The sequence below is a fragment of the Geobacillus sp. FSL K6-3411 genome, assembly GCF_037965715.1.
Lineage (GTDB): Bacteria > Bacillota > Bacilli > Bacillales > Anoxybacillaceae > Geobacillus > Geobacillus thermodenitrificans.
Genome location: NZ_CP150187.1, coordinates 3,526,741 through 3,551,231, shown reverse-complemented (window position 1 = coordinate 3,551,231; position 24,491 = coordinate 3,526,741). Strand labels below are relative to the sequence as shown.

The window sequence follows — 24,491 nt, the reverse complement described above, 5'->3', positions numbered from 1 at the left end:
CATCAACTAGGGTGGAACCGCGGGAGCTACGCTCTCGTCCCTAGGCAGTAAGCCTAGGGGCGAGGGCGTTTTTGATTGTTGGAAATCGAATATGGAGGAGGATGATGACATGGCTGCAACAATGGAAGAAATCGTTGCCCACGCCAAGCATCGCGGCTTCGTGTTTCCGGGGTCGGAAATTTACGGTGGGCTGGCGAACACATGGGATTACGGTCCGCTCGGTGTCGAGCTGAAAAATAACATTAAACGGGCGTGGTGGAAAAAGTTCGTCCAAGAATCGCCATACAATGTCGGTTTGGACGCTGCCATTTTAATGAACCCAAAAACGTGGGAAGCATCCGGCCATTTAGGCAACTTCAACGATCCGATGGTCGACTGCAAACAGTGTAAAGCGCGTCATCGCGCCGACAAGCTGATTGAGCAGGCACTTGAAGAAAAAGGAATTGAGATGGTCGTTGACGGTTTGCCGCTTGCCAAGATGGAAGAGCTTATCCGTGAATACGACATCGCTTGTCCAGAATGCGGCAGTCGTGACTTTACGAACGTGCGTCAGTTTAATCTAATGTTCAAAACATACCAAGGTGTCACCGAATCAAGCGCTAACGAAATTTATTTGCGCCCGGAGACGGCCCAAGGTATTTTTGTCAACTTTAAAAACGTCCAGCGCACGATGCGCAAAAAATTACCGTTTGGCATCGCGCAAATCGGAAAAAGCTTCCGCAACGAAATTACGCCAGGGAACTTTACGTTCCGCACACGTGAATTTGAACAAATGGAGCTTGAGTTTTTCTGCAAACCGGGCGAAGAGCTGAAATGGTTCGACTACTGGAAACAATTTTGCAAGGAATGGCTGTTGTCGCTCGGCATGAACGAAGAACATATCCGCCTGCGCGACCATACGAAAGAAGAATTATCCCACTATAGTAATGCGACGACTGATATCGAGTATCAGTTCCCGTTCGGCTGGGGCGAGCTCTGGGGCATTGCGTCGCGCACCGATTACGACTTAAAACAGCATATGGAACACTCCGGTGAGGATTTCCATTATCTTGACCAAGAAACGAATGAGCGCTACATCCCGTACTGCATTGAGCCGTCGCTCGGTGCCGACCGTGTCACGCTCGCGTTTATGATTGACGCCTATGACGAGGAAGAGCTCGAAGACGGCACGACCCGGACAGTTATGCATTTGCATCCAGCGCTTGCGCCGTACAAAGCAGCTGTCTTGCCGTTATCGAAAAAGCTGGGTGACGGAGCGCGCCGAATTTATGAAGAACTCGCGAAGCATTTCATGGTCGACTACGATGAAACAGGTTCGATTGGCAAGCGGTATCGTCGTCAAGATGAAATCGGCACGCCGTTTTGTATCACGTACGACTTTGAGTCCGAGCAAGATGGCCAAGTAACCGTTCGTGACCGTGACACGATGGAACAAGTGCGGTTGCCGATTGGGGAGCTCAAAGCCTTTTTGGATAAAAAAATTGCCTTTTAATGAAATGGGCGGGGTTGACTCAAAAGATATAGAATGGTGAATCTGTCAATGCGCATATACAGTCATGGAGAAAGGGTATCTCATTGTTTTTGAGATGCCCTCTTTTTTTGGCCCAACCAGTAGGCGGGTGATCGGAAGATGTGTGGAAACGGAATTGATTTCATAGAAAAAATTTCAAAATAACATCGAAATTTTATCGAATAAATGGTAAAATAGAAATACATAATAGTTCCTGTATCCTACATGAATCGAGGGGGAACCACTATGGAAGGGAAACCGATCTATTACGATGGTAGTGGTCATTATCCTGGTGACGCGGATGAAAATATGGTGAACAACGAACCGTTTACGCTCACGGACGAAATACGAAAACAAATTAGCGGCAACCCATTTGCTGTTGAACAAGGTGAATAGCTGATCCGTATGTAAATTGCCTCAAGGGCAATTTTTTTTTGAGCAAATGACTTGCCAAGCTTCCACCATCCTTATATAATTACCTGGTATTCGAGATATTTGATTTAGAGATAAGTGCATGCTGTGTTCAACAACAGTAAACACTAAAATGATGAGACCATTAAGAAAGGGAGTATGCATCATGGCGAAAGTATTGTACATCACCGCCCATCCTCACGACGATACACAATCATACAGCATGGCGGTCGGGAAGGCATTTATTGAGACATATAAACAAGTGCATCCGGACCATGAGGTCATTCATCTTGACTTATATAAAGAGTATATTCCGGAAATCGATGTCGATGTGTTCAGCGGTTGGGGCAAGCTTCGCTCCGGTCAGTCGTTTGAACAGCTGTCCGACGAAGAAAAAACGAAAGTTGGACGGATGAATGAGCTGTGCGATCAATTCATCACCGCTGATAAATACGTGTTCGTCACGCCGATGTGGAACTTTTCCTTCCCACCGGTATTGAAAGCATACATTGATGCGGTGGCTGTAGCTGGAAAAACGTTCAAATACACGGCACAAGGACCGATCGGGTTGCTCACCGATAAAAAAGCGCTCCACATTCAGGCGCGTGGTGGCTTTTATTCGGAAGGCCCAGCAGCACAAATGGAAATGGGACACCGTTATTTAGAAATTATCATGCAATTTTTTGGCGTACCATCATTTGAAGGCCTGTTTGTCGAGGGACATGCGGCCGTGCCGGAAAAAGCGGAAGAAATTAAAGCGAACGCCATTGCTCGGGCAAAAGAATTGGCTCATACATTTTGATCGAGACAGGCAGGATGTGTTTCTCGATTCTGTTATGATAGTAAATATTGCGCGGGAAATGGCCAACTATTCATCTGGGGAGGTTCTCTGTTTGGGAGAGCCTCTTTTTTGTTGTGGGAGCCAAAGAAAACAGAAAAGCGCTTTGACGTTCCTATACGTCAGTTAGATGACGTATGGTATAATAAACCATATAAACAAAGAGTGGGGGTTCACCATTTGTGAACGAACATAGACAAAATCGGCGAATGCGCCTGCACAGCATAGCGGCAGTGTTGGCAACCACGTTATTTGGCGTGCTTTTGTTCGCTGCAGGGCGGCTCTCTTTTCCCCCTAGTTTCTATCATTCTATTCATCTTGCTTTAGGGCTTGCCGCCGTTGTCGTCTGCTGGCTTGTCGCCATGCAAGGATGGGCGGTGTTTCCCCATACGCTGTCGATGGAGCGGCTCGTGATGGGGGCGTTATTTTTTTCCTCAGGATCGCTGTTTTCCTTTCATTTTCTCCTTTCATTCGCGGACGCGGGTGAAGCGTCGCTGTTTTCGCTTGCTGCTCGCTTTACGATCGCTTGGGGGTTGCTCTTTTTATTTTCACGTCCGGACGAGGTGATGGAACGGCACAGCGGACAGCGTTGGCAGGCGTTTTTGATGGCCTTGGTTTATACAGCTGCTATCGGTCTATTGCTCCATTTTACAGCGTCGCTTTGGCTGGGAGATGGGACGAGCCGCTGGCCGCTTTGGTGGCAGGCGGGAGAAGGGACGGTTGGATTGCTTGATGCAGCAGCCGCCGCGATCGTATGGCGTCGCTATCGGCAAGGCGGCTCTTCTTCCCCCTTGTACTGGTTGATGGCTTTACTGTTGTTCGCTTTTGGCCAAGTGTTGCTGATGTTGGGCCCTGGGCATGTGCTATGGGGGCAGCTGTACGAAGTGGCCGGATTTTTGTATGTCTTGCGGGCTATGTATGTGGAGACGATTGAAAAGCCGTATGTAGAACTCAAGCAACACGAACAGCAGCTGGAAATGATGGCGAACGCCCTTGGCGAAGGACTGATGATGTTAGACCGAGACGGGCAAATTGTTTGGATGAACCCAGAAGCCGGTCGACTGCTCGGTGTCGTCCCTGACGAAGCGAAAGGAAAGCCGTTATTTTCTTTTGTTTCGCTTGCTGGGCCGAACGGTGACGCATGGGATTGGAAGCAGCTGCGCTACGTCGTCAAACGGTTGAAAAGCGGCGAAGTGATCCGCGTTGAGGAAGAGTCATTTTGCCGATACGACGGTGTTTGTTTGCCGGTGAGCTACACGCTGGCGCCAGTAATCGAAAACGGTGCGCTGACGGGGCTTGTCGCTGTGTTGCGCGACATGACGGAGAAAAAAGAGAAAGAGCGGCTTGAACGAGAGCGTGAACAGCTTGATTTTGAATTGTCGCTTGCAGCGAATATGCAGCGTGCGCTCTTGCAGACGTCTTCCGAAGCGAATTTGCCATCCTATGTCGACATCGGTGTCCTCAGCGTTCCCGCTCGGGTATTAAGCGGCGATTTTTACCGCTTTTCTGTTCACCAAACATCCGTGTCTGTCGGCATTGCTGATGTGTCGGGAAAAGGCATTCCAGCCGCAATGCTCATGACACTAATGAAATTTATTTTAGACCGCACGGTCCATTATGGGACGCAGCCGCATGTGTATCTTGACTTGTTGAATCGGTTCGCCTATGACTACACCGAACCGTCGATGTTTGTAACGATGTTTGTCGGCAATTACAATGAAAAAACGCACGTATTTTCGTATGCGTGCGCCGGGCATGAGCCGGCGCTTCTATACCGGGCGAAAACGAAACAATGCGTGCCGCTTCACGCCAAAGGATGCGCGCTCGGCTTGTTCCCGCAATTTTCGTTTGAGACCAAATCGGTTGCACTAGAACCAGGAGATTTTGTGTTGTTGTACACGGACGGAGTGACGGAAAAGCGCGGGGAAGAAGTGGCTGATGGCTTTTCTGTCCTCGCCTCAATGGTCACCCGCACCAACCTCGACCAGCCTGCCTCACAAGTTGTTCACGATTTGTACGAGCAGGTGAAAGCGTATCACCAATACGAGCAAAAAGACGATCAGACGTTGTTGCTATTGCGCCGCCGTTGACATCAGCGTTTATACTGCTTGATGGTGAAGGCGGCGCTTTCTTCTGCCATTATGACGAATAGGCGGCAAGCTGCCGCTTCAGTTTTTCAATCGCCCGCTTTTGGATGCGGCTGATCGTCATTTGGGAGACGCCGAGCCGTTTAGCGAGCGAGCGCTGTGTTTCTCCGCGGCGAAACACCGCCTCGATGACGATCCGCTCCTGCTCGCTCAGCTTGCCGATGGCTTCTTGCAAGTCAAGCCGCTCGATCAGCGCCTCGACCTCATTCGTGTCATCGGCAAGAAATTCGCCGATGGTCGTTGCGTCCTTTTCCCCGTCTTGCACGGGGGCATCGATGGAAATCGCCTGATAATGGTCGCGGCCAGCCAAAATTTCAATCGTTTCTTCGACCGATAAACCTAAATGGTTGGCTATTTCCTCGATGTTCGGTGATCGCTCAAGTGTGACAGTCAGCTCATCGATCGCCTTCTGCACTTTGCTTCCGTTTTCTTTCACTCTGCGCGGTACTTGAATATACCACGCTTTGTCGCGCAAATAGTTTTTCATATAGCCGATCAAGCTTTTCATTGCATACGATTCAAAGCTTGTTCCTTGGTTCGGGTCGTAATGCTCAAGGAGGCGCAAAAACGATAACCGTCCGACTTGAAATAAGTCCTCATAAAAATCAGGACGGCTGCGCGCCATTTTTTTTGCTGCGGCCGCAATGAGCGGCTCGAAGCGAACGAGCAGTGCTGTCGCCGCTTCTTCCGTCTTTGTTTGTTGATAGGCGGAAATGAGGGCGTCAAGCTTGCTCTTGGACAGAGGAGGGGGATATACATTCATGGGCATGCTCTCCTTCGCCGCGATGGCGGAATTTCGTGAGGCGGACTTCTGTTCCGTCCGCTGTTGTGACACTTACATCGTCCATGAGCGCTTCCATTAAAAAGAGGCCGAGACCGCCGATTTTGACGTCCTCAATCGGCTTAGCGGACAGTGGTGCTGCCTGTTTCGCTACTTGTTTGTAATCAAATCCTTTGCCTTCATCTTTAATAACAATCGCTAAGGCATCGGCGCTCATTTCAAAGCGGAGATGAATCATTCCCCTTCTTCCGTTGTACGCATGCAAAACGGCGTTATTGCATGCTTCTGAAACAGCGACTTTCATATCCTCAATCTCTTCATACGAAAATCCCATCTTAGCGGCCAGCCCGTACAACGTCAAACGCGCGATATCGATAAACTGCGCATCAGCTGGAATCGATAGTTGTACGACGGTTTCATGCTCTTTCATGATTGGCCTCCGATCCTTTCTGTCGTATCGTTCGCTTCGGAAAAAAAGTAAGATACTCCCGTTAAATCAAACAAACGCTGCACCTTGGGCGGCACGTTTTCAATGGCAAACCGCGCTCCTTGCTTTTTTCTCGTTTTCAACAGTGCGACCAGCATGCCAATGCCGGTGCTGTCAATGTACGTCAATTCGTCTAAATGGATGACAAGCAGTTTCGTTGCGTCATTGGCAAGCGGTTCGACAGCGCGCTGAAACTGTTCGGCCGCCGCTAAATCAAGCTCTCCTTTTATGTATACCATGTGCCGATCTGGCTGTTCGTCATGAACGATATGAAATCGTTTCCTGTCCATGTTGGTTCACCCCAAATGCTCGATGGTTTGGCTTCGTCATCGTATAATAAGGTTGTCCACCCCTAAGACGTTTACAATGGATATACCCATATTTTATACTATTTGAAACAGAAAAGAAAAAAGCCAATGCCAAAGGAGTGGCTGCAATGCCGATTTTAAAAAACGATTGGGCTCCGCTTCTAGAAGAGGAGTTTCAAAAGCCATATTACTTAAAGCTGCGCGAGTTTTTAAAAGAAGAGTACCGGACGCGAACGATTTATCCTGATATGTACGATATTTTCAACGCCCTTCATTATACGCCGTACGCGAACGTCAAAGTCGTGTTGCTCGGGCAAGATCCGTACCACGGCCCAGGGCAGGCGCACGGGTTGAGTTTCTCCGTTAAGCCGGGCGTTCCGGTGCCGCCGTCTTTGGTCAACATTTTTAAAGAACTGCATGATGACCTTGGCTGTTACATACCGGATAACGGCTACCTCGTGAAATGGGCAAAGCAAGGGGTGCTGTTGCTAAACACCGTGCTGACGGTTCGGCGCGGCCAGGCAAATTCCCACCGCGGCAAAGGGTGGGAACATTTCACCGACCGCGTCATTGAGCTCGTCAACGAAAAAGACGATCCAGTCGTCTTTTTGCTTTGGGGGCGGAACGCGCAAGAGAAAAAAGAACGCATCACGAACCCGCGTCATCATATCATCGAGGCGCCGCACCCGAGCCCGTTTTCTGCCGCGCGCGGCTTTTTCGGTCACCGCCCGTTTTCGCGGACGAACGCATTTTTGACAAAGTGCGGACGCGAACCGATCGACTGGCAAATCGAAAACATCGGCGCCCGCGCCGAATGAACAAGGAGGAAACACCATGTCCATTTCTTTTGCTGCTGTTGTCGCCAAAATGGAAGACGAGCTTCGGAAAGCGAAAGTTACGAACGACCCGCAGCGGATGCGCGAACACATCGCCGCTGTTCGTGCTTTATGCGACTTAATGCTGGAAACGACAGATCAGCCGCAGCCGTCCGTTCCGTCTGTCTCGACAGAGCCGCTTGTCGCCGGCGGATCGTTCCCCGCTGCGGTTGGTTTTTCGGTTGGCGGCATGTCTACTGGCGGGAAATCTCCTGACATTGATGATGATGCGAACGGGGAGTCGTTGTTGGATTTTTGATGACATACTTGCAACAGCCGCAAAGAAAGTTTGTCATTTGCTCTTTTCGGCAGGTTTTTCGCTACTAGAGTGAAAGGTTTTTCCTCTATTAGGCTGTCTACTTTTGTTTGCGCCGGAGAATAACGAGCGGCTCTCCGGCTTGGGCATGAGTCCAACCAGCCATGCTCCGAAGCGGCTCGTTTCGTTATAAAAAAGCCGGGTGGGATGAGTCGTCAAAAAACGTAGAAACAAGGGGGCACATGGATGCAGCAAGATGTCAGAGCTGCACATCGTTTCAGCGCTCACAATCGAAAATATCTACAAAACGATGCGCTATGCGGCTGTTTTCATTGTTTGGCCATTTTTAGCCCGGGGGAGATTACAGAGTGGGTTGATCAGGGAGATACAGCACTTTGCCCGTACTGTGGAATTGATTCTGTTATCGGCGAAGGCTCCGGCTTTCCGATTGCCCGCAGCTTTTTAAAACGTATGCGTCAAGAATGGTTCTAACAAACATGGTCTTATCCTGATAAAATAAAAAGAAGGCGGCTCCTTGTTGATTCTGATTGGGGATGCGTGTTGTTGTAGCATGTCACTATTTTATAAATAAAGAAGGAATCTTAGATTAGAAAGAGGCGGTGTCACGATGAAAACATTCATCTTTCTTGGCGCGTTGAACGCGTTTTTGGCCGTCGCATTGGGAGCATTTGGTGCGCACGGCCTCGAGGGGAAAATTCCGGACCGTTATTTAGAAACTTGGAAAACGGCAGTGCAATACCAAATGTTTCATACGACCGGATTGCTTGTGGTCGGTCTGTTGCTTGGCAAAGCACCGAATGCTGGGTTGATCGGTGTGGCCGGCTGGGTGATGTTGGCGGGGATTGTGCTGTTTTCCGGCAGTTTATACATATTAAGTGTCACGCAAATCAAGCCGCTTGGTGCCATCACCCCGTTTGGCGGTGTCGCTTTTTTAATCGCCTGGGTGATGATTGGTTATGCGGCGTTAAAATGGTTGTAAACGGAGCGCAGGAGCCGAGCGCTCCGTTTTTTTGGCTGGCGTCTATATTCATCTTATGGTGAAAGCCATAGACTTAACGTCAGTAGCAGACCAACCGCCCAATGATGCCGAGCGGCCCATTTCATGCCGCTGATTTCCTCAGCTCGGCTAGCGCTGGGACGGAAACAAAGACAAAGCCGGATAGCAAGCGGCAGTGCGAGCACTGTGATCGCAGCAAGCAAAGGGACGACATGCCAAAAAATTAAGACGGCGATCGACAAGTAGGTGGAAGCGAGCAAAACAGCGAGAAGCCGTGCTGCGTTTTTCCGTCCAAGCCGAATGGCTAACGTGCGGCGAAACGGTCGGTCTTTTTCGATGTCGCGGATGTTGTTCGTCAAAATCATCGAGGCAATGAGCAAGGCGAACGGGATGGACAAGGCAAACGGAGCGGCGTTTGGCGCATGTCTTTGTACGGCATAAGCGAGTACGGTCACTACCGGCCCCATACAAGTAGCGGCAGTCAACTCGCCTAAGCCGAGCGAGGCGAGCGGGCGTGGCCCGGCTGAATACGCAATCCCGCATATGATCGCTACGGTGCCGATCCACGCGATAGCTGCATAGCTTTGCCATGCCAAGTACGCGCCTAACGCAACCGCGGCGGTCAGCATGGCGCTCGCAACGGCAGGGATCGAGCGATGGGCGGGACCGTCGTCATGCTTGTTTGTCCATTTATCAACGTCTTGGCCACGCAATCGATCGAAATAGTCATTCAGCATGTTGACTGCCGACTGGATCAGCACAGAGGCGGCCAGCATTGCCAACAACACGTCGATCCGAACAGCCCCTTTTTTTGCCGCCAGCGCGGTAGCGGCCAGCACAGGGCTGATCGTCCCGCTCCATGTCAACGGACGCATTAAGTGAAACCATGAAAAACGATAAAACCAACGCTGATCTTCTTCGCAATGTTCATATCGCAATGCCAACCCCTCGTTTCCATCAGGAAAGTAAAAGCATGCATAGGATGAGTACGACAAACCCGGCCGCTTCGACCGACTGAATGGCAATGATCGAAGTCATCGCGTTTTTTAACGGTGCGTCATTGCCATGTTCGGCTTGTTGCCAAAGTTCTTCATCGGCAAACACGGTCATCGCTTTGCGGTAACCGACAAACATCCCCCAAGCGAGCGTGGCGGTTCCTGTGAGGAGGGCGGTCAGCCATACACGGCCATAGGCGGTCAGCCATACATCCGCCCAACTGTGAATCGGCCCAGCAGCTGTGCCAAGCCATATGCCGGTGGTGATGACGACGGCGCCTGCTGCGGCGAGCGGCCGGTGCGACCACTGCATAAGCGATCGGAAAAATTGCTGGCGCTGAAGCGGCCGCATGAATCGGGAGGCGGGATACACCGCCCAGCCGATGAATGCCACGCCTCCTACCCACATGATCGCCGCGACAAGATGTACCCCGAGCAGAAAATCACGCGACGTCCAAGCCATAAACAGACCCCTCTTTTTGTGTTGTTTACCACCATTATATACAGCTAGGTGGCGACAACTTGTGATGGCCATCACGTCAGCCAAAATAAAGAAGGTTGCCTTTAGCAACCTTCTTGTCAAAAGACTGTTTTTCAATTTAGCGTGGAGAATACGTAGCAAGCGGCGTTGTGGTCGCGGCTGTACTTCCCGCGAATGGATATTCGTAGGCGATTTCTCCTTCAAACGTGACGTAGTCGACATAAATCATCGGAATTAAATAGCGCGTGCCCGTTTGCTGGTCGCTTAAAATGACATGGTCACGCCCAGCCGCCTCAATGACGCCGCGGAACACTTTCGCATTCCATTCGCGGTTGTTTTCGAACGTCGCATAAACCGTGGCGGTTTTTCCTCTGTTTAGCCGCAAAATGTTTTCAATGTACGACTCTTCAATCGGCAACATCCCCGGAATCGAGGGGCCTGCGGTGGCAGGGGCGGCGGCGGTTGTCGGTGTCGGCATTGACGTTGGTGCAGTAGTCATCGGCATCATCGTTGGAGCGGCCGCTTGTGGATAATAATACGGATACGTTGTAGGATAATACGGCTGTGAGTACGGGTAACCGTAAGGATAGGATGCATACGGTTGTTGCCGTTCTTGATCGAACGGCGCATAATAAAACGGTTGTTGCTCCTCGTCAAGCGGATAGAAGTTGTTTTCTGTATGGTTAGACATAAAAAAACCTCCTCTATAAAAATGTTAATAAACACGTGGGCAGTCGGATTGGCTCGGTGCAAAAAAGCAGTGCGATTTGTAGCGGCCGGAGTTCCATTGGTTAAACCATTGTGGCGGGCACGATTGGCCTTCAGGTGGTCTAAAAAACCAAAGTGAATTTGTCGCCGGATGGTAGCGCCAACCGCGGATGACTTGACGGGCCAAGCCGATATCTACTTCGCGTGCCCGTTGGTAAAAATATCCCTTTTGTACCGCTTCAAAACCGCCTGGGCTCTGAAATACCATTTGCCGGATTGAACGGAGACCGCGGAAATCGAGACAATCGGCAATAACGCGGTTAATGCCGACATTGCCGACCATCAGCATCCCAAGCCGCCCGTCTCCTTCCGCCTCGGCCCGCATCAGCCGGGCTAACAGCTTCACGTCTTCTTCTGTATGGGCTACAACAGCCATATCGTCACCTCGGTCGTTATCAATTTCGACAGTAATAGGCTATTGATGGAGAAAGAAAATGGTGACAGACGGACAGACTGTTTCCAAAGGGAATTTCTGATTTTATATGTATGGGGAAACCAAGCCTCATATGACAGAAAACCATATGGTTGTCCAAAACAGCGGGGAAGCAAGGCAGGGACTGACGGAAAAAGCCGTCGATCCTTCGTTGTGTGTACAAGATATAGAGCGAAGAATCCGTTGGATGTGGTAATAAAAAGGTGTCTCATGCTTTTGAGACACCCTCATTGCTGTTAAATATGGAAGAAGGTCGGTACGTTTTCAGCCGCTAGGCGGTTGCCGACGAAAAACGAACCAAACTCGCCAAAGCGAGCGCTCACTTCATCGAAGCGCATTTCATAAACAAGTTTTTTGAACTGGAGGGCATCATCGGAAAACAAGGTGACACCCCATTCAAAATCGTCCAAACCGACAGAGCCGGTAATGATTTGCGTCACTTTGCCGGCGTATTTTCGACCGGTCATGCCGTGAGCGCGCATGAGCTCGCGCCGCTGTTCCATCGACAACATGTACCAGTTGTCATCGCCTTGGCGCCGCTTATCCATCGGGTAGAAGCAAATGTAGTTCGTTTTCGGCAAAATCGGGTACAAGCGGCGGCGCACTTCCGGAATTTGATACGGATCTTCGTTGCCGGACGCTAGATAGTTGCTCAATTCGACGACCGAGACGTACGAATACGCCGGCAGCAAATACTCGGCAAGTTTCGTTTTATTGAGCGCCGTTTCAATCTCATGAAGCTCATCGAGCGTCGGGCGCAAAATCATAAACAAAATGTCCGCTTTCTGCCCGACGATCGTGTAAATCGCATGGCTGCCTTGCTGTTCGCTTTCGGTCGTTTCCCATTTGTCGACGAGCGCCAAAAACTCGTCAATCGCTGCTTGACGTTCTTCGTTTGGCAACATTTTCCACGCGCTCCAGTCGATCGTACGGAAATCATGCAAACAATACCAACCGTCTAACGTTTGGGCCGCTTCACTCATCATCGTCACTCCTTATCGGTCAATAGTACAGTATTACTATACCATAGTTTGCCCAAAAAAGCGGACATCGGTGCACAGGGCAAAAGTAGACTGAATTGTGCCAAAAGGTGAATTATTTGTTGGAAGGGCTTACTATGATTGCGTTTCGCATATAAAGAGGTATGCTTAATGGTAGAGGAAGGTTGGTGTGTCCCGCAGGGAAAACGTCAACCGATCATAAAGGAGGCATGAATCGTGGCAAACGATTTATTTACAGCATTAAAGGAGAAAGTGGTTGGCACCGGACGGAAAATTGTATTTCCGGAAGGAACGGATGACCGCATTTTGACGGCGGCAAGCCGATTGGCGGCAGAACAAGTGCTTCTGCCGATCGTTCTTGGCGATGAACAAGCGATCAAAGCGAGAGCAGCGGAGCTTGGCTTACCTTTTGACGGAGTGGACATCATCAATCCACGCGACTATGAGGAGTTTGATCAGCTCGTTTCCGCTTTCGTTGAGCGCCGTAAAGGGAAAGTGACGGAAGAAGCAGCACGCAAACTGTTGTTGGATGAAAACTATTTCGGTACGATGCTTGTCTATACAGGCGCAGCGGACGGTCTCGTAAGCGGGGCGGCTCACTCGACAGCCGATACGGTGCGCCCGGCTTTGCAAATTATTAAGACGAAACCGGGAGTCCGCAAAACGTCCGGCGTTTTCATTATGGTGCGCGGCGAGGAGAAGTATGTGTTTGCCGACTGCGCCATCAACATTGCCCCTGACAGCCAAGATTTGGCCGAAATTGCGATCGAGAGCGCCCGGACGGCTGCTATGTTCGGCCTCCATCCGCGCGTGGCCATGCTTAGCTTTTCGACGAAAGGCTCGGCTTCGTCGCCGGAAACGGAAAAAGTCGCAGAGGCTGTGCGATTGGCGAAGGAAATGGCTCCTGACCTCGTTCTTGACGGCGAGTTTCAATTTGACGCGGCGTTCGTGCCAGAAGTAGCGAAAAAGAAAGCGCCGGATTCGGTCATTCAAGGCGATGCAAACGTCTTTATTTTCCCGAGCCTCGAGGCAGGCAACATCGGCTACAAAATCGCCCAACGCCTCGGCGGCTTTGAAGCGGTCGGCCCGATTTTGCAAGGGCTGAACAAGCCGGTAAACGACTTATCACGCGGCTGCAGCGCAGAAGATGCCTATAAGCTCGCCTTGATTACGGCAGCTCAATCATTATAGGACGATGCTTTCGTGAACGGCTATGCATCGGTGTGTCCAGCCCTTTAAAAGCAGTGGTTAATGGAGCGCACGGTTTCACGCATGCGAGAAAAGCAAGCCAAAAAGGTGTCCCAACAACGCGGGACACCTTTTTCGATGTTCGGCGGTGAAGTATTCTCCACGTTTTCTCGCATTGTGCGTTCCATTCCCAGTCATTTTTACTCCATCATTTTTCGTTATGCCGCAGTGAATGGGGACGAGATAAGAGGCATCCGCTTTGGTTATGTTATAATCATAATCAAAAAACGGATGAAGAATAAGGAGCTAGCAGCTAATGATGAACGAATTGTTGCAGCAACGAAAATGGCGAGTGATTGATCAATCGCATTTCGGCTCGTTATTTGACGCAAAACAGTCGTTTGCGACTGATGATACGCTATGCACCGCGGTCGGTACCGGGCGGTCTGATGCCGTCGTCCGCACATGGGTGCATGAGAATACCGTCGTTTTAGGCGCCGCGGATACAAAACTTCCGTATATTGATGAGGCCGTTGCGTTTTTGCGCCAGCGAGGGTACCGTGTCGTCGTGCGTAATTCCGGTGGATTGGCTGTCGTTCTTGACAGCGGGGTGCTGAACATATCACTTATTTTTCCAGAAACGAAAAAACACACGATTGCCATCGAACAGGGATATGAAGCGATGTACGCGCTCATTGCAGCCATGCTTGCCCCCTACGGCGCCAACATCGAAGCGGGAGAAGTTGTTGGCTCGTACTGCCCAGGCAGCTATGACTTAAGCATCGGCGGGAAAAAATTCGCTGGCATTTCACAGCGGCGCGTGCGCGGTGGAGTCGCGGTACAAATTTATCTTTGCGTCACCGGCAGCGGAGCTGAACGAGCTGAGCTCATCCGCTGCTTTTACGAGCTCGGTCGGCAAGGGAAAGAAACGAAATTTACCTATCCTGATGTCGTCCCAGGAGTGATGGCATCGCTTTCTGAACTCATCGGCCGCGAGTTGTCGGTTGACGAGCTGTTGGTTGCCCTTTGGCGCACGCTTCAATCGTTTGGCGGTGCTTTGTATTCGTCCGCTCTCGATGGTGAGGAATGGGAATGGTATGAACAATATTGGGCACGCATCGTCGAACGGAACGCCAACGTATCCATCACAGAACCGAGCGAAGGCATCAAACGGTAACATTCATTTCGCTTCGGATGAATGAGGCCGCCTTGCCAGCTATCGAGAAGATCGCCGTTTTCCGACGAAAGAAAAGGATGCCGCAGTTCTCCATCGGCATCCTGTTTCATTACTCGGCGATTTTCTCTAAGTTTCCATTGGGGTCCATGCGGAAGGTCAGACCTCGCTCCTCTTCCTCTTTTAACACCATTTTGCGTGCTCGATTAATGATTTTGACAAGTGTCTCAAAATCTTCTTGGACAGTCGACGAGTTTTCTTCTAATTTCGCAACCTGTTCCTCTAGTTCCTTATTTTTTTGCTTTAATTCTTCAATTTCGCGGCGCAGCCGTTCATTTTCTTTGATCAGCGTTTCCCGTTTCTGTTCGTGCGATTGGAACGTTTTCAAAAAGGCGATTACTTGATCAAGTGTGACTGATTGAGGCTGCGGTGCTGGAATGACGGCCGGCAACTGCATGATGTCGCCGAGCTCCTCTAATGACGGCATCGGTGGTTCATACAGACGGCGCTTTCTAGCACCGCCTTGTTTGGCAAGCAGACGCTGTCGTTCTTTTCGTTGCTTTTTCGCTAGCTGGAGTGCTTCTTCATACCGATGGCGGACGACCGCGTTCCAACGGAACCCGCAGGCGGCCGACGTCCGATTTAATTTGTCACCAACTTCTTCAAATGCGTTCAGCTGGGTGCTTCCTTCGCGTACGTGGCGAAGCACGGTTTCCGCTAACAACAAATCGTCTTCTTCCGTCCAAGCATCTTGTCGTTGCTTCATCATTCCCCACTCCTTTTTCGTTTCTAGTAAAAGGATGGGCAAAAAGAAACAAATTTATACGTTGCAAGTTTACAGGATTGGCAAATTGCAAGAATGAAAGCCGCCCGCTTGCAATTTTCCTGCGAAAGCGGTAGAATACACAAAGCAAACGCTGTGGAAAGGGATGACAAGTGATGGCAAATGAGTTTCGCGTTTGCGACGACTGCAAGGCACCGAACTTAAAGACGTTGCTTCCGCGCCTGAAAAAGCTCGATCCGGATGCGGTCATTAAAATCGGTTGCCAGTCATATTGCGGTCCGGGGCGGAAAAAAACGTTCGCCTTCGTCAATAATCGCCCAGTAGCGGCGCTGACGGAAGACGAACTGATCGATAAAATTGCCGAAAGACTGAAAAGCCGCTAATTGATCACCTTCTTTGCCGAAAGAAGGTGATTTTTTGTTTTTTCCGTCAATAATGGAGATAGACGGAGAAAAAAGTCAACTATTTCTTTGCATCTCGAAACGGCGTATAATAGATGTATGTTGGAAACGGAAGAGGAGGGCACTATGTATCCCGGCGGGCAGCTTCATGAAGAAAAAGTGTTTAAAGATCCGGTGCATCGATACATACACGTTCGTGACAAGGTGATTTGGGATTTAATCGGCACAAAAGAGTTTCAGCGCCTGCGCCGCATTAAACAGCTCGGCACGACCTATTTGACGTTTCACGGCGCCGAACATAGCCGATTCAACCACTCGCTCGGCGTTTATGAAATCATCCGCCGCATTCTTGATGACGTCTTTGTCGGCCGCGAGCATTGGGATCATAGCGAACGCCTCCTTTGTCTATGTGCGGCGCTCTTGCACGATTTAGGGCACGGCCCGTTTTCCCATTCGTTTGAAAAAGTGTTTCATTTAGACCATGAAGATTTCACTCGAGCTATTATTGTAGGCGATACGGAAGTGAACGCTGCCTTACGTGCCATCGATAGCGATTTTCCGCAAAAGGTAGCCGAAGTGATCGCCAAAACATATCCAAATAAACTCGTTGTCAGCTTGATTTCGAGTCAAATTGACGCCGATCGGATGGACTATTTATTGCGCGACGCATACTACACCGGCGTCAGCTACGGCTATTTTGACATGGAGCGCATTTTGCGTGTTATGCGCCCGCGTGAAGACCAAGTCGTCATTAAGCGGAGCGGCATGCACGCGGTTGAGGATTACATTATGAGCCGCTATCAAATGTATTGGCAAGTGTATTTCCATCCGGTGACACGCAGCGCTGAAGTCATTTTAACAAAAATTTTGCATCGGGCGAAAAAGCTGTACGAAGACGGCTACTCGTTTCAAACGAAACCCGTTCATTTTTTGTCGTTTTTTGAGGGGAACGTAACGCTTGACGATTACTTGGCGCTCGATGAGGCGGTCATATTGTTTTACTTCCAGCAATGGCAACACGAACGGGACCCGATTTTAAGCGATTTATGTCAACGATTTGTCCACCGACGTCTGTTTAAATATACCGAATTTCATCCAACGAACGAGCAGATGACAAAGCTGATCGAGCTGACTAACTTATTTAAAAAAGCAGGCATCGACCCGGACTATTATTTAGTCGTCGATTCATCGTCCGACTTGCCGTACGATTTTTACCGGCCGGGTGAGGAAGGCGAGCGCCTGCCGATTTATTTGTTGATGCCAAATGGGGAATTGCGCGAGCTGTCGCGCGAATCGGTGTTGGTCGACGCCATTTCCGGCAAGCGGCGCACCGACCATAAGTTATATTTTCCGGCTGACTTTCTCTATGACTTATCAACGAAGCGGACAGTGAAGAAAAAGATTATGGAAATTTTAAAGGGTTAGGAGATGACGGAGAGTGCTCACGGAGCATGCGAAAGTGATGAAGGCATTGGCGGCCGCCGGGGAAATTACCGGTCGTAAAAAGCTGCAAAAAATGATTTACATCGCAAAAAAGCTCGACTTTCCGTTTTACGAGAAGTTCGACTTCCATTTTTACGGCCCGTATTCTGAAGAATTGACATGCCGTGTCGAGGAGTTATGCGCGCTCGGTTTTTTGCATGAGACAAAAGAGAAAAAAAGCGGCTATGTGCAATATCGCTATACGCTCACCGAAGCGGGTGAGCAGTTTTTGCGCCATTACGACTGGGGCATGCCGGGCCTTGACGAATGCATGCAAGTGATGAATGAACAAAACGCGCGCTTTTTGGAGCTTGTCGCCACGGTGCTCTATTTTGAACATTTACCAAAAGACGAAGTGAAAGAAAAAATCGCTCTGTTAAAAAGCAAACAACGCTATACGGATGAGGAAATTGAGGAAGCGTACGAATACATTGAGATGCTCCGCAGCCAATGCAATAAAAGAGGCTGACTCAAAAGGTCGTTAAACCGACCTTTTGGGGACAGCCTCTGTTTCTTTTCTTTACTATTTGGTTATTTATTCCTTTTTTGAAACGAGAATTTCTCCTTATTTCTGAATTTTATCCTGTTTTTTCTTTGTTGGATCGGTTGTGGCCGCCCACTTTCTCAAATTGTGAGCAGCACAAATAAGCCCCCATTCCAAGGTAATTTTTGGGAGCCCTCTTAACAAAAAGCGCTGAAATTGCTGGTTGTGCTTGATTTGCCCAAACACCGGCTCGTTTTCGATTTGTCGTTTTCGGTACGTCGCCGCCCCTTCTTCCGTGGACAGCCGTTTACGGATCTCTTGCCGTTGTTGTTGATTTCTCAAGGAAACGCGGATGGTTTTCGTGTCTTTGCCTTTGGCGCATGTCGCCTGAAACGGGCATCCGGCACAAGCCGTACAACGATACGTCCGTTTGACGGTAACGTACCCGTTGTCGGTCGTTTCCTTCCGTTCATACACAAACACCAACCGTTCCCCTTTGACGCAAATCCACTCATCCAGCTCCTCATCATACGTCATGTTCTCGATTCGGCCGATCTCCTTCGCCCACGCTTTCGTTTGTTCCCGATCCAACGTGTTGTACTTGATCAGGGCGACTATCTCCTTTTTCTCACAGTACGTGTAGTTCTCCTCACTCCCATAGGCGGAATCCGCAATGGCTTGTTTAGGCATTGGACGCCCATAGGCGGCCAATTGCTCCAAATGCGGAATGAAACATCCGGCATCCCCTGCCCGTTGATGCACGCTAAATCCAGTGATGAATTGGTTCTCTGTCCCAATCTGCACATTGTACCCCGGTTTGAGCTGGCCGTTTTTCATATGGTCGTCCTTCATCCGCATAAACGTGGCATCCGGATCCGTTTTCGAAAAACTGTTCCGTTCGCCTAATCTTTCTTTGTATTCTTCATATTTTTTCTTACGGGGGAGAAGATCTTGTTCCAATTGCCGTTTGGCTTTCTTTAACGTACGATTCTTCGGCTCTTTCTTTAGGCGCTCTTCCACTTGTTCGATGACGGCTTCGATCCTTTCGGACGTGATCGGTGAAGCTTCCAGCTTTTCTTGAAAATCCCCCTCTTGTTCCGCCTCTTCATCTTCTTTCGTCACCTGTTCGATCGAGGCAACGATTTTCCGGAATTTCTCCTCCAGTTTCTGATCGTACTTTTCCGTTGATTTGCGCCAAACGAATGTATATCGGTTGGCATTGGCTTCGATTTTCGTTCCATCCAGAAAATAATCCTCTAACTTGACCAGCCCTTCTTGACGCAGAAGATCGACAATGGAGAAAAACGTTTCGTAAATGATGTCCTTCATCCGTTCCGACCGAAATCGGTTGATCGTGCGAAAATCCGGTGTTTGATGGCCGGATAGCCACATAAAGTAAATGTTTTCTTTCAACTGCTTGGCGATTTGGCGAGAGGAGTAGATCCGATTGGCGTAGGCATACAGGATGACTTTCAACATCATTTTCGGATGATAGGCTGGACGCCCTCCGCCAAGATAGAGGGAAACGAACAGAGCCGGATCCATTTTTTCCACTGCCAGATCCACAATCCGGCAAAGATGATGTTTGGGAATGAAAATTTCAAGATCCATTGGCAAAATGAGTTGATCTCGGTTATAATAAATGTACATAAGAAAACCGTCCTTTCTTTGGTAGGGTTGTGGTGACTCTATTATACCAAAAGAGGAACGGTTTTCTTCTTTTTTATCCAAAAAAGTGTCCCAAAAGCGAACGCTATGCGAACACTTTTGGGACATCCTCTTTTTACGGTTGAAAACCGATGTGGCCAATGGTCGTGTGACCTCCCATCAGTGTGGCAAAAACGCCAGCTGCAAAAAGAACAGCACGGCAAGCACATACAACAGCGGAGGCACGTCGCGCCAGCGGCCGCGGGCAATTTTTAAGAGCGGGTACGAAATGAAGCCGAGCGCGATGCCGGTCGCGATGCTGGAAGTGAGCGGCATGCTTAAGATGATGAGAAATGCCGGGAACGCCTCGTCGAGTTCATGCCATGAAATATGGGCGATGTTGCTGATCATCAAGCTGCCGACGATAATGAGCGCCGGAGCAGTGATGGCGGATAACCCAGCGACCGCGCCCACTAGCGGGCTGAAAAAGGCGGCGATGATAAACAGTACGGCGACAGTGAGCGCTGTCCATCCGGTCCGTCCGCCGGCAGCGACACCGGTGGACGACTCGATGTACGCTGATGTTGGGCTTGTCCCAAACATGGCTCCGACCGTAGTCGCGACTGAGTCAGCTAAGAGCGCTTCGCGGGCGCGCGGCAGCGTGTTCCCTTTCATCAGTCCTGCTTGTTGGGCGACGCCGATCATTGTGCCAGTCGTGTCAAACAGCGTGACAAGCAAAAAGGAAAAGACGACGGCATACAAATGATGGCTGATGACGTCATCAACGGCCGCAAACGGATTGGCAACGACAACCCCATCCGGCAACGACGGCAACGACATGATTCCTTCGTCAAATTTCAATTGACCGGTCGCGTAGGCAATCACCCCGGTGATAATCATGCCGTAAAAGAGCGCGCCGTTGACGCGACGTATCATAAGAACGAGCGTTACGGCGAGGCCAATCAGCGTCAACATAGCTGATGGAGCATGCAAGTCGCCGAGCGCTACTAAGTTTTGTGGGTGGGATTGGATGATCCCAGTTAGCCGCAAGCCGATAAAGGCGATAAACAGGCCAATGCCGGCGGTGATGCCATGTTTTAAGCTGTCAGGGATCACTTCGATTAGCTTGCTGCGCAATGGGGTGAGTGACAGCAGCAAAAACAGTAACCCCGCGACAAACACAGCGGAAAACGCGGTTTCGTACGAAATGTTGCCGTGTGAACCGACGACCGAATAGGCGAAATAGGCGTTGAGTCCCATGCCGGGAGCGATAGCGATCGGATAGTTGGCAAAAATGGCCATCCAAAGCGTGCCAACCACGGTGGCGATGACGGTCGCAGTGAACGCCTGTTCAAACGGGACACCGGCGTCCGACAAGATAACCGGATTGACCACAATGATGTATACCATCGTTAAAAACGTCGTCAAACCAGCGAAAAATTCCGTTTTGCGATCGGTAGTGTTGTTCGGAAAACGAATCATTGGCAACCTCCTAAAAACGAACAATATTACAAACAAATATAATAATATTCGTTTTTTCTTCAAAAAGCAACGGGAGCGCCCTAAGCGCCCCCGTCTCTCCTTTACTCCGCGTCGCTCAGCCGTTTTCCGGCGACGGCGTAATGATCTTTCGTCATTTCTTCAATGAAAACGACGACGTTCTCTTTTTTCGCCCCTGTTGTTTCCACAACCGCGTCAGTCACTTTTTCAACGAGCGCTTTCTTTTGCTCGTCTGTGCGGCCGGCGAGCATTTTGATCGTTACATACGGCATCGTGATTCCCCCATTTCATTGTCGAGTGCTGTCGCGCTTATTATACCATGGAACAGTAAAGTTCAATCCACTTTTAGCGGTAAATCATGTATACTAAGGATAGTGAATACAGGGGAAAAGGAGTTAATCAAGTGGAACGTATTTTGCCGTATTCGTTAAGTGAAATTCCGTACGTATTGTTAACGCTGGCGCTAGCGTTTTCCGTGCATGAGTTTGCCCATGCGTACGTCGCCTACAAGTTCGGCGATCCGACCGCCAAAAATCAAGGGCGGTTGACATTATCGCCGTTTGCTCATTTGGATTTATTTGGCACGCTGCTTATTTTCTTAGCCGGTTTCGGCTGGGCGCGGCCGGTGCCGGTCAACCGTTTCCATTTTAAAAACCCGCGTCTAGCTGGCATTCTCGTGTCGGTCGCCGGGCCGCTAAGCAACCTTTTGCTTGCTGGACTTGGGTTTATCGTTTGGTATGCGATGATCGATTTCGGCATTATGAGGGCGCTGCCTAATTGGTTTGCGGCCGGGTTTGATATGTTTTTCCAAATTTTTATCGGCTTGAACACCGTCTTGTTTGTGTTTAATTTATTGCCGTTTCCGCCGCTTGATGGGTATCGTATCATTGAAGACATCGCTCCGGATGGGCTGCGAGCGAAAATGACGCAATGGGAAAACTACGGGGCGCTCATTTTTCTCATTCTCGTGCTGACACCGCTTGATCGGTACACGATTGAGCCGGTGTTTCAAGTGGCGTTGCCGTTCGTGCTTGAACATTTGCAGGCGTTTGCTGCCAACTTGTTTATGTAGGAAGGAGGAAGAAGCGAATGGAGCAAAAAAAGAAGAAAAATATCGGCTTTAACATTATTAAAGACGATCCGACCGATGGACATCGCGGTTTTGGTGCCGGCGCGATCAGCTTGGAAAACGTCTCGCCCGTCATCATTGATGTCGAAGCGGGTGAAGCATTCGTTGATATGGGAGCGATGCACGCACGCAGCGCTGTCGAGCGGGGCATTAAATTTTTGCCCGACCGTTCCGCCGTGCCGAACGGCAAGCCGTACTGGATCGTTTGGGTAACGGTTGAGCGTGGCGAGGACGGCCCGTATTATGCCGGGGTAACGGCGTGTGAAATGACGGTCGACCGTGAGGCGCGCCGCGGCTATAAGTTGTTGCCCGAGCATGTCAACCGTTTGGATAAATCACTAAAGCGGCACATCATCGTCGACCATATGGACGACAAATCGAAGCAAGTGCTCGCTGACTTTTTGAAAGGGCATGACATCGACATGTGGAACCGTTCGAGTGATGAACTGAAAAAAGGGCTCGAAGGCGAATTGTGACGGTTTTGTGAACATGTTAGCGGAAGGACTTGTTATTGCCTAGAAAAAGGGATAAACTAAACCTACATGTATAACACAGGAAAACTAGGACAAGAAAATCCCCCGCACATATGTGCGGGGGATTTTCTTTAAAACGAGGCTGTCTCAAAAGGTCGTCTAAACCGACCTTTTGAGAGTAGCCTCTGTTTCTTTTTCTTACCATTTGGTTATTTATTCCTTTTTTGAGGCAGGAATTTCTCCTTATTTCCGAATTTTATCCTATTTTTTCCTTGTTGGGTCGGTCGTTGTGGCCCACTTTCTCAAATTGTGGGCAGCACAAACTAGACCCCACTCCAAGGTAATTTTTGGGAGGCCTCTCAATGAAAACCGATGAAATTGCTGATTATGCTTGATTTGCCCAAACACCGGCTCGTTTTCGATTTGCCGTCTTCGATATGTCGTCGCCCCTTCTTCCGTGGACAGCCGTTTCCGGATTTCTTGCCGTTGTTGTTGATTTTTCAAGGAAACGCGGATGGTTTTCGTGTCTTTGCCTTTGGCACATGCTGCTTGAAACGGGCATCCGGCACATGCTGTACAACGATACGTCCGTTTGACGATGACGTACCCGTTGTCGGTCGTTTCCTTCCGTTTATACACAAACACCAGCCGTTCCCCTTTCGCGCAAATCCACTCATCCAATTCCTCATCGTACGTCATGTTCTCGATTCGGCCGATCTCTTTCGCCCACGCTTTCGTTTGTTCCCGGTCCAATGTGTTGTACTTGATCAGCGCGACGATCTGCTTTTTCTCGCAGTACGTGTAGTTCTCCTCACTCCCATAGGCGGAATCCGCAATCGCTCGTTTAGGCATGGGACGCCCATAGGCGGCCAATTGCTCCAAATGTGGAATGAAGCATCCGGCATCCCCCGCCCGTTGATGCACGCTAAATCCAGTGATGAATTGGTTCTCTGTCCCTATCTGCACATTATATCCCGGTTTGAGCTGGCCGTTTTTCATATGGTCGTCTTTCATCCGCATAAACGTCGCATCGGGGTCCGTTTTCGAAAAACTGTTTCGTTCGCCTAACACTTTTTTGTATTCTTCATATTTTTTCTTACGGGGGAGAATGTCTTGTTCCAATTGCTGTTTTGCTTTCTTTAACGTGCGATTCTTCGGCTCTTTCTTTAGATGTTCTTCCACTTGTTCGATCACGGCTTCGATCTTTTCAGACGTGATCGGTGAAGCTTCCAGCTTTTCTTGAAAATCTCCTTCTTGTTCCGACTCTTCATCCTCTTTTACCACCTGTTCGATCGAGGCTACGATTTTCCGGAATTTCTCCTCCAACTTCTGATCGTACTTTTCCGTTGATTTGCGCCAAACGAACGTGTACTTGTTGGCGCTGGCCTCGATTTTCGTTCCATCCAGAAAGTAATCCTCTAGTTTGACCAACCCTTCTTGACGCAGAAGATCGACAATGGAGAAAAACGTTTCGTAAATGATGTCCTTCATCCGTTCCGACCGAAATCGGTTGATGGTGCGGAAATCCGGTGTTTGATGGCCGGATAGCCACATAAAATAAATGTTTTCTTTCAATTGCTTGGCGATTTGGCGAGAGGAATAGATCCGATTGGCGTAGGCATACAGGATGACTTTCAACATCATTTTCGGATGATAGGCTGGGCGGCCTCCGCCGGGATAGAGGGAAACGAGCAGAGCTGGATCCATTTTTTCCACGGCTAGATCCACGATCCGGCAAAGATGATGTTTGGGAATGAGAATTTCAAGATCCATTGGCAAAATGAGTTGATCTCGGTTATAATAAATGTACATAAGAAAACCGTCCTTTCTTGGTAGGGTTGTGGTGACTCTATTATACCAAAAAAGGAACGGTTTTCTTCTTTTTTTGCCCAAAAAAGTGCCCCAAAAGCGAACGCTATG

General features: G+C 49.6%; 29 protein-coding genes. 16 read left to right on the top strand and 13 right to left on the bottom strand.

Features of this window, described 5'->3' with window-relative positions; translation table 11 throughout:
- The first annotated feature begins 109 nt into the window (after positions 1-109).
- The 4 genes from NSQ22_RS18110 (at position 110) to NSQ22_RS18095 (ending at position 4,849) form a co-directional block, all read left to right on the top strand.
- Positions 110-1,492, top strand: a complete 1,383-nt coding sequence (locus NSQ22_RS18110) for a glycine--tRNA ligase (protein WP_008880766.1) — start codon at positions 110-112, stop codon at positions 1,490-1,492.
- Between the two features lie 264 nt (positions 1,493-1,756).
- Positions 1,757-1,906 (top strand): hypothetical protein, encoded by a 150-nt coding sequence (locus NSQ22_RS18105; protein WP_008880765.1) that lies wholly within the window; start codon positions 1,757-1,759, stop codon positions 1,904-1,906.
- A 181-nt stretch (positions 1,907-2,087) separates the two neighbouring features.
- Positions 2,088-2,723: an FMN-dependent NADH-azoreductase gene (locus NSQ22_RS18100; RefSeq protein ID WP_008880764.1), complete on the top strand. Its 636-nt coding sequence runs from the start codon at positions 2,088-2,090 to the stop codon at positions 2,721-2,723.
- Positions 2,724-2,941: 218 nt separating this feature from the next.
- A complete protein-coding gene (locus tag NSQ22_RS18095; protein ID WP_087960346.1) occupies positions 2,942-4,849 on the top strand; it encodes a SpoIIE family protein phosphatase in 1,908 nt (635 codons plus the stop codon).
- Between the two features lie 49 nt (positions 4,850-4,898).
- Here NSQ22_RS18095 and NSQ22_RS18090 read toward each other — a convergent pair whose 3' ends face one another.
- Genes NSQ22_RS18090 through NSQ22_RS18080 form a run of 3 tightly spaced genes read right to left on the bottom strand, consistent with a single transcriptional unit; the run spans position 4,899 to position 6,464 of the window.
- Positions 4,899-5,669: a sigma-70 family RNA polymerase sigma factor gene (locus tag NSQ22_RS18090; RefSeq protein WP_008880762.1), complete on the bottom strand. Its 771-nt coding sequence runs from the start codon at positions 5,667-5,669 to the stop codon at positions 4,899-4,901.
- Positions 5,629-6,117, bottom strand: a complete 489-nt coding sequence (rsbW, locus tag NSQ22_RS18085) for an anti-sigma B factor RsbW (protein ID WP_008880761.1) — start codon at positions 6,115-6,117, stop codon at positions 5,629-5,631. Before rsbW ends, NSQ22_RS18090 begins: the two co-directional genes overlap by 41 nt.
- On the bottom strand, positions 6,114-6,464 hold the full coding sequence (locus tag NSQ22_RS18080) for an STAS domain-containing protein (protein WP_008880760.1): 351 nt from the start codon (positions 6,462-6,464) through the stop codon (positions 6,114-6,116). The genes rsbW and NSQ22_RS18080 overlap by 4 nt, the downstream gene beginning before the upstream one ends.
- Before the next feature lie 146 nt (positions 6,465-6,610).
- Here NSQ22_RS18080 and NSQ22_RS18075 point away from each other — a divergent pair, with 146 nt between their 5' ends.
- The 4 genes from NSQ22_RS18075 to NSQ22_RS18060 all read left to right on the top strand — a co-directional run bounded on the left by NSQ22_RS18075 (position 6,611) and on the right by NSQ22_RS18060 (position 8,613).
- Positions 6,611-7,300, top strand: a complete 690-nt coding sequence (locus tag NSQ22_RS18075) for a uracil-DNA glycosylase (RefSeq protein ID WP_008880759.1) — start codon at positions 6,611-6,613, stop codon at positions 7,298-7,300.
- Between the two features lie 16 nt (positions 7,301-7,316).
- A complete protein-coding gene (locus tag NSQ22_RS18070) occupies positions 7,317-7,616 on the top strand; it encodes a YwdI family protein (RefSeq protein ID WP_008880758.1) in 300 nt (99 codons plus the stop codon).
- Positions 7,617-7,859: 243 nt separating this feature from the next.
- On the top strand, positions 7,860-8,105 hold the full coding sequence (locus tag NSQ22_RS18065) for a cytoplasmic protein (protein ID WP_081157460.1): 246 nt from the start codon (positions 7,860-7,862) through the stop codon (positions 8,103-8,105).
- A gap of 136 nt (positions 8,106-8,241) precedes the next feature.
- Entirely contained in the window at positions 8,242-8,613 is a 372-nt protein-coding gene (locus NSQ22_RS18060; RefSeq protein WP_008880756.1) for a DUF423 domain-containing protein, read from the top strand.
- 53 nt (positions 8,614-8,666) lie between these two features.
- Here the strand turns inward: NSQ22_RS18060 and NSQ22_RS18055 are convergent, their stop codons facing one another.
- The 5 genes from NSQ22_RS18055 to hemQ all read right to left on the bottom strand — a co-directional run bounded on the left by NSQ22_RS18055 (position 8,667) and on the right by hemQ (position 12,291).
- The gene (locus NSQ22_RS18055) at positions 8,667-9,569 is read right to left on the bottom strand and encodes a prenyltransferase (RefSeq protein ID WP_008880755.1); all 903 of its coding nucleotides are present in this window, start codon (positions 9,567-9,569) and stop codon (positions 8,667-8,669) included.
- A gap of 19 nt (positions 9,570-9,588) precedes the next feature.
- A complete protein-coding gene (locus NSQ22_RS18050; RefSeq protein WP_008880754.1) occupies positions 9,589-10,089 on the bottom strand; it encodes a hypothetical protein in 501 nt (166 codons plus the stop codon).
- A 136-nt stretch (positions 10,090-10,225) separates the two neighbouring features.
- Complete coding sequence (gene gerQ, locus NSQ22_RS18045) at positions 10,226-10,798, bottom strand: spore coat protein GerQ (protein ID WP_008880753.1); 573 nt, start codon at positions 10,796-10,798, stop codon at positions 10,226-10,228.
- Between the two features lie 24 nt (positions 10,799-10,822).
- A complete protein-coding gene (locus tag NSQ22_RS18040; protein WP_008880752.1) occupies positions 10,823-11,251 on the bottom strand; it encodes a cell wall hydrolase in 429 nt (142 codons plus the stop codon).
- Between the two features lie 293 nt (positions 11,252-11,544).
- Positions 11,545-12,291 (bottom strand): hydrogen peroxide-dependent heme synthase, encoded by a 747-nt coding sequence (gene hemQ / locus NSQ22_RS18035; RefSeq protein WP_035499495.1) that lies wholly within the window; start codon positions 12,289-12,291, stop codon positions 11,545-11,547.
- A gap of 234 nt (positions 12,292-12,525) precedes the next feature.
- Here hemQ and pta point away from each other — a divergent pair, with 234 nt between their 5' ends.
- The 3 genes from pta to NSQ22_RS18020 are packed head-to-tail and all read left to right on the top strand — an operon-like array spanning position 12,526 to position 14,674.
- Complete coding sequence (gene pta, locus NSQ22_RS18030; protein ID WP_081157462.1) at positions 12,526-13,500, top strand: phosphate acetyltransferase; 975 nt, start codon at positions 12,526-12,528, stop codon at positions 13,498-13,500.
- Positions 13,501-13,560: 60 nt separating this feature from the next.
- Entirely contained in the window at positions 13,561-13,857 is a 297-nt protein-coding gene (locus NSQ22_RS18025; RefSeq protein WP_081157463.1) for a hypothetical protein, read from the top strand.
- The gene (locus NSQ22_RS18020; RefSeq protein ID WP_081157464.1) at positions 13,814-14,674 is read left to right on the top strand and encodes a lipoate--protein ligase family protein; all 861 of its coding nucleotides are present in this window, start codon (positions 13,814-13,816) and stop codon (positions 14,672-14,674) included. Before NSQ22_RS18025 ends, NSQ22_RS18020 begins: the two co-directional genes overlap by 44 nt.
- 109 nt (positions 14,675-14,783) lie before the next feature.
- Here the strand turns inward: NSQ22_RS18020 and NSQ22_RS18015 are convergent, their stop codons facing one another.
- Positions 14,784-15,437 (bottom strand): RsfA family transcriptional regulator, encoded by a 654-nt coding sequence (locus NSQ22_RS18015; RefSeq protein WP_029761105.1) that lies wholly within the window; start codon positions 15,435-15,437, stop codon positions 14,784-14,786.
- Between the two features lie 173 nt (positions 15,438-15,610).
- On the opposite strand from NSQ22_RS18015, the gene NSQ22_RS18010 reads away from it, so the two are divergent.
- The 3 genes from NSQ22_RS18010 (at position 15,611) to NSQ22_RS18000 (ending at position 17,807) form a co-directional block, all read left to right on the top strand.
- Positions 15,611-15,838, top strand: coding sequence for a DUF1450 domain-containing protein (locus NSQ22_RS18010; protein ID WP_008880747.1), 228 nt, complete (start codon positions 15,611-15,613; stop codon positions 15,836-15,838).
- 144 nt (positions 15,839-15,982) lie between these two features.
- Positions 15,983-17,281, top strand: a complete 1,299-nt coding sequence (locus tag NSQ22_RS18005; RefSeq protein ID WP_008880746.1) for an HD domain-containing protein — start codon at positions 15,983-15,985, stop codon at positions 17,279-17,281.
- A 13-nt stretch (positions 17,282-17,294) separates the two neighbouring features.
- Positions 17,295-17,807: a YwgA family protein gene (locus tag NSQ22_RS18000; RefSeq protein ID WP_339263978.1), complete on the top strand. Its 513-nt coding sequence runs from the start codon at positions 17,295-17,297 to the stop codon at positions 17,805-17,807.
- A 96-nt stretch (positions 17,808-17,903) separates the two neighbouring features.
- Here the strand turns inward: NSQ22_RS18000 and NSQ22_RS17995 are convergent, their stop codons facing one another.
- From NSQ22_RS17995 to NSQ22_RS17985, 3 genes are all read right to left on the bottom strand, one after another.
- Positions 17,904-19,472, bottom strand: a complete 1,569-nt coding sequence (locus tag NSQ22_RS17995) for an IS1182 family transposase (protein WP_087959916.1) — start codon at positions 19,470-19,472, stop codon at positions 17,904-17,906.
- Between the two features lie 177 nt (positions 19,473-19,649).
- Positions 19,650-20,951, bottom strand: coding sequence for an NCS2 family permease (locus NSQ22_RS17990; protein ID WP_029761108.1), 1,302 nt, complete (start codon positions 20,949-20,951; stop codon positions 19,650-19,652).
- Positions 20,952-21,052: 101 nt separating this feature from the next.
- The gene (locus NSQ22_RS17985; RefSeq protein WP_011888418.1) at positions 21,053-21,241 is read right to left on the bottom strand and encodes a 2-hydroxymuconate tautomerase; all 189 of its coding nucleotides are present in this window, start codon (positions 21,239-21,241) and stop codon (positions 21,053-21,055) included.
- Positions 21,242-21,372: 131 nt separating this feature from the next.
- Between NSQ22_RS17985 and NSQ22_RS17980 the strand changes: the two genes are divergently transcribed.
- Both NSQ22_RS17980 and NSQ22_RS17975 read left to right on the top strand, forming a co-directional pair.
- Positions 21,373-22,041, top strand: coding sequence for a site-2 protease family protein (locus NSQ22_RS17980; protein WP_008880742.1), 669 nt, complete (start codon positions 21,373-21,375; stop codon positions 22,039-22,041).
- Between the two features lie 17 nt (positions 22,042-22,058).
- Positions 22,059-22,574 (top strand): YwhD family protein, encoded by a 516-nt coding sequence (locus NSQ22_RS17975; RefSeq protein WP_008880741.1) that lies wholly within the window; start codon positions 22,059-22,061, stop codon positions 22,572-22,574.
- Between the two features lie 258 nt (positions 22,575-22,832).
- Here NSQ22_RS17975 and NSQ22_RS17970 read toward each other — a convergent pair whose 3' ends face one another.
- Positions 22,833-24,383 carry an IS1182 family transposase gene (locus NSQ22_RS17970; RefSeq protein ID WP_013399800.1) on the bottom strand — a complete coding sequence of 517 codons (1,551 nt, stop codon included), beginning with the start codon at positions 24,381-24,383 and terminating at the stop codon, positions 22,833-22,835.
- Positions 24,384-24,491: the final 108 nt, after the last annotated feature.

Coding starts and splice junctions, on each gene's coding strand:
- NSQ22_RS18110 (WP_008880766.1), top strand. CDS start 110: ATGGCTGCAACAATGGAAGAAATCGTTGCCCACGCCAAGCATCGCGGC.
- NSQ22_RS18105 (WP_008880765.1), top strand. CDS start 1,757: ATGGAAGGGAAACCGATCTATTACGATGGTAGTGGTCATTATCCTGGT.
- NSQ22_RS18100 (WP_008880764.1), top strand. CDS start 2,088: ATGGCGAAAGTATTGTACATCACCGCCCATCCTCACGACGATACACAA.
- NSQ22_RS18090 (WP_008880762.1), bottom strand. CDS start 5,669: ATGAATGTATATCCCCCTCCTCTGTCCAAGAGCAAGCTTGACGCCCTC.
- rsbW (WP_008880761.1), bottom strand. CDS start 6,117: ATGAAAGAGCATGAAACCGTCGTACAACTATCGATTCCAGCTGATGCG.
- NSQ22_RS18080 (WP_008880760.1), bottom strand. CDS start 6,464: ATGGACAGGAAACGATTTCATATCGTTCATGACGAACAGCCAGATCGG.
- NSQ22_RS18075 (WP_008880759.1), top strand. CDS start 6,611: ATGCCGATTTTAAAAAACGATTGGGCTCCGCTTCTAGAAGAGGAGTTT.
- NSQ22_RS18070 (WP_008880758.1), top strand. CDS start 7,317: ATGTCCATTTCTTTTGCTGCTGTTGTCGCCAAAATGGAAGACGAGCTT.
- NSQ22_RS18065 (WP_081157460.1), top strand. CDS start 7,860: ATGCAGCAAGATGTCAGAGCTGCACATCGTTTCAGCGCTCACAATCGA.
- NSQ22_RS18060 (WP_008880756.1), top strand. CDS start 8,242: ATGAAAACATTCATCTTTCTTGGCGCGTTGAACGCGTTTTTGGCCGTC.
- NSQ22_RS18050 (WP_008880754.1), bottom strand. CDS start 10,089: ATGGCTTGGACGTCGCGTGATTTTCTGCTCGGGGTACATCTTGTCGCG.
- gerQ (WP_008880753.1), bottom strand. CDS start 10,798: ATGTCTAACCATACAGAAAACAACTTCTATCCGCTTGACGAGGAGCAA.
- NSQ22_RS18040 (WP_008880752.1), bottom strand. CDS start 11,251: ATGGCTGTTGTAGCCCATACAGAAGAAGACGTGAAGCTGTTAGCCCGG.
- hemQ (WP_035499495.1), bottom strand. CDS start 12,291: ATGAGTGAAGCGGCCCAAACGTTAGACGGTTGGTATTGTTTGCATGAT.
- NSQ22_RS18025 (WP_081157463.1), top strand. CDS start 13,561: ATGGAGCGCACGGTTTCACGCATGCGAGAAAAGCAAGCCAAAAAGGTG.
- NSQ22_RS18020 (WP_081157464.1), top strand. CDS start 13,814: ATGATGAACGAATTGTTGCAGCAACGAAAATGGCGAGTGATTGATCAA.
- NSQ22_RS18015 (WP_029761105.1), bottom strand. CDS start 15,437: ATGAAGCAACGACAAGATGCTTGGACGGAAGAAGACGATTTGTTGTTA.
- NSQ22_RS18010 (WP_008880747.1), top strand. CDS start 15,611: ATGGCAAATGAGTTTCGCGTTTGCGACGACTGCAAGGCACCGAACTTA.
- NSQ22_RS18005 (WP_008880746.1), top strand. CDS start 15,983: ATGTATCCCGGCGGGCAGCTTCATGAAGAAAAAGTGTTTAAAGATCCG.
- NSQ22_RS17995 (WP_087959916.1), bottom strand. CDS start 19,472: ATGTACATTTATTATAACCGAGATCAACTCATTTTGCCAATGGATCTT.
- NSQ22_RS17990 (WP_029761108.1), bottom strand. CDS start 20,951: ATGATTCGTTTTCCGAACAACACTACCGATCGCAAAACGGAATTTTTC.
- NSQ22_RS17985 (WP_011888418.1), bottom strand. CDS start 21,241: ATGCCGTATGTAACGATCAAAATGCTCGCCGGCCGCACAGACGAGCAA.
- NSQ22_RS17975 (WP_008880741.1), top strand. CDS start 22,059: ATGGAGCAAAAAAAGAAGAAAAATATCGGCTTTAACATTATTAAAGAC.
- NSQ22_RS17970 (WP_013399800.1), bottom strand. CDS start 24,383: ATGTACATTTATTATAACCGAGATCAACTCATTTTGCCAATGGATCTT.